The sequence below is a fragment of the Cryobacterium sp. Hh7 genome, assembly GCF_004403155.1.
Lineage (GTDB): Bacteria > Actinomycetota > Actinomycetes > Actinomycetales > Microbacteriaceae > Cryobacterium > Cryobacterium levicorallinum.
Genome location: NZ_SOHG01000063.1, coordinates 1 through 3350 on the forward strand (window position 1 = coordinate 1; position 3350 = coordinate 3350).

General features: G+C 52.7%; 1 rRNA gene. It reads left to right on the forward strand.

The features are described from left to right. The first annotated feature begins 157 nt into the window (after window positions 1–157). Window positions 158–3286 (forward strand): 23S ribosomal RNA (locus E3T43_RS16565). Window positions 3287–3350 lie beyond the last annotated feature (64 nt).

Genomic DNA, 3350 nt, shown 5'->3' on the forward strand with positions numbered 1-3350 from the left:
GGGTACCGCCCGTACTTTGAGAACTACACAGTGGACGCGAGCATCTTAAATTTGACTCTCGTAAGAGAGCAAATTACAAAGATCTAAGCAATTAGATCATTGGTCAATTTCGATGTCGAATTTATTCGGCATACTTAATCGATTCAAACTCATGTGATTTCAAATTTTTAAGAGCAAACGGTGAATGCCTTGGCATGTAGAGCCGAAGAAGGACGTAGTAATCTGCGATAAGCCTCGGGGAGTTGATAAACGAACTGTGATCCGAGGATGTCCGAATGGGGAAACCCCGCCAGGCCCGCAAGGTGACCTGGTGACTCCCGCCTGAATATATAGGGCGGGTAGAGGGAACGTGGGGAAGTGAAACATCTCAGTACCCACAGGAAGAGAAAACAACAGTGATTCCGTTAGTAGTGGCGAGCGAACCCGGATGAGGCTAAACCGATCATGTGTGATAGCCGGTAGGCGTTGCATGGTCGGGGTTGCGGGACTTTTCTGCCTATTCTACCGAATGGTAAGGGTTAGAACGTTGTATAGACGAACAGGATTGAAAGCCTGGTCATAGAGGGTGCGAACCCCGTAGTCGAAATGCAGCAATCGCCCGAGAAGTATCCCAAGTAGCACGGGGCCCGAGAAATCCCGTGTGAATCCGTCAGGACCACCTGATAAGCCTAAATACTCCTACATGACCGATAGTGAACAAGTACCGTGAGGGAAAGGTGAAAAGTACCCCGGGAGGGGAGTGAAATAGTACCTGAAACCGTTTGCTTACAAACCGTTGGAGCCAGCTTTGTTCTGGTGACAGCGTGCCTTTTGAAGAATGAGCCTGCGAGTTAGTGATATGTGGCGAGCTTAACCCGAGAGGGGAATGCGTAGCGAAAGCGAGTCTGAATAGGGCGATTCAGTCGCATGTCCTAGACCCGAAGCGAAGTGATCTATCCATGGCCAGGTTGAAGCGACGGTAAGACGTCGTGGAGGACCGAACCCACTTCAGTTGAAAATGGAGGGGATGAGCTGTGGATAGGGGTGAAAGGCCAATCAAACTTCGTGATAGCTGGTTCTCTCCGAAATGCATTTAGGTGCAGCGTTGCGTGTTTCTTGCCGGAGGTAGAGCTACTGGATGGCCGATGGGGCCCAAAAGCTTACTGACGTCAGCCAAACTCCGAATGCCGGTAAGTGAGAGCGCAGCAGTGAGACGGTGGGGGATAAGCTTCATCGTCGAGAGGGAAACAACCCAGACCACCAACTAAGGTCCCAAAGCGCGTGCTAAGTGGGAAAGGATGTGGAGTTGCACAGACAACCAGGAGGTTGGCTTAGAAGCAGCCACCCTTGAAAGAGTGCGTAATAGCTCACTGGTCAAGTGATTCCGCGCCGACAATGTAACGGGGCTCAAGCACGCCACCGAAGTTGTGGCATTGATATTTTTGGTAAGCCGCCACCTTGTGTGGTTGGTTCAGCCGTGTTGATGGGTAGGAGAGCGTCGTGTGGCCAGCGAAGCGGCGGTGTAAACCAGCCGTGGAGGCTACACGAGTGAGAATGCAGGCATGAGTAGCGAAAGACGGGTGAGAAACCCGTCCTCCGAAAGATCAAGGGTTCCAGGGCCAGGCTAATCCGCCCTGGGTAAGTCGGGACCTAAGGCGAGGCCGACAGGCGTAGTCGATGGACAACGGGTTGATATTCCCGTACTGACGAAAAACCGCCCAAACTAATCCAGTAATGCTAAGCATCTGAATCCCCTAGATGGATCCCTTCGGGGTGAAGCGTGGGGCCTAGCGTGCGACCCTATGCTGGTGCGGTTAGCGTATTAACAGGTGTGACGCAGGAAGGTAGCTGAGCCGGGCGATGGTTGACCCGGTCTAAGGATGTAGGCCGAGAGATAGGCAAATCCGTCTCTCATATAAGGTTGAGACCCGATGGGTAGCCCGTAAGGGTGAAATCAGTGATCCTATGCTGCCAAGAAAAGCATCGACGCGAGGTTTTAGTCACCCGTACCCCAAACCGACTCAGGTGATCAGGTAGAGAATACTAAGGAGATCGAGAGAATCGTGGTTAAGGAACTCGGCAAAATGCCCCCGTAACTTCGGGAGAAGGGGGGCCTGAGGCGTGAACGGACTTGCTCCGGAAGCGTTCGAAGGCCGCAGAGACCAGTGGGAAGCGACTGTTTACTAAAAACACAGGTCCGTGCTAAGTCGCAAGACGATGTATACGGACTGACGCCTGCCCGGTGCTGGAAGGTTAAGAGGAACGGTTAGCCGCAAGGCGAAGCTGAGAATTTAAGCCCCAGTAAACGGCGGTGGTAACTATAACCATCCTAAGGTAGCGAAATTCCTTGTCGGGTAAGTTCCGACCTGCACGAATGGCGTAACGACTTCCCAGCTGTCTCAACCGCGAACTCGGCGAAATTGCATTACGAGTAAAGATGCTCGTTACGCGCAGCAGGACGGAAAGACCCCGTGACCTTTACTACAGCTTGGTATTGGTGTTCGGTGTGGCTTGTGTAGGATAGGTGGGAGACTGTGAAGCTTGGACGCTAGTTCAGGTGGAGTCATTGTTGAAATACCACTCTGGTCATATTGGATACCTAACTTCGAACCGTGATCCGGTTCAGGGACAGTGCCTGGTGGGTAGTTTAACTGGGGCGGTTGCCTCCTAAAAAGTAACGGAGGCGCCCAAAGGTTCCCTCAACCTGGTTGGTAATCAGGTGTCGAGTGTAAGTGCACAAGGGAGCTTGACTGTAAGACTGACAAGTCGAGCAGGGACGAAAGTCGGGACTAGTGATCCGGCAGTGGCTTGTGGAAGCGCTGTCGCTCAACGGATAAAAGGTACCTCGGGGATAACAGGCTGATCTTGCCCAAGAGTCCATATCGACGGCATGGTTTGGCACCTCGATGTCGGCTCGTCGCATCCTGGGGCTGGAGTAGGTCCCAAGGGTTGGGCTGTTCGCCCATTAAAGCGGTACGCGAGCTGGGTTTAGAACGTCGTGAGACAGTTCGGTCCCTATCCGCTGCGCGCGCAGGAAATTTGAGAAGATCTATCCCTAGTACGAGAGGACCGGGATGGACGAACCTCTGGTGTGTCAGTTGTTCCGCCAGGAGCACCGCTGATTAGCTACGTTCGGAACGGATAACCGCTGAAAGCATCTAAGCGGGAAGCCGGCTTCGAGATGAGATTTCCATCCCTTCGGGGGAGAGGCTCGCAGCTAGACTACTGCGTTGATAGGCCGGATGTGGAAGTGGGGACTAAAGACCCATGGAGCTGACCGGTACTAATAAGCCGATAATTTGATAACACTCAGTTTGAAGAAGCTGCTTTAGCGTCCACTATGTGGTTCTCGATGTACGGTCGAGAACAAC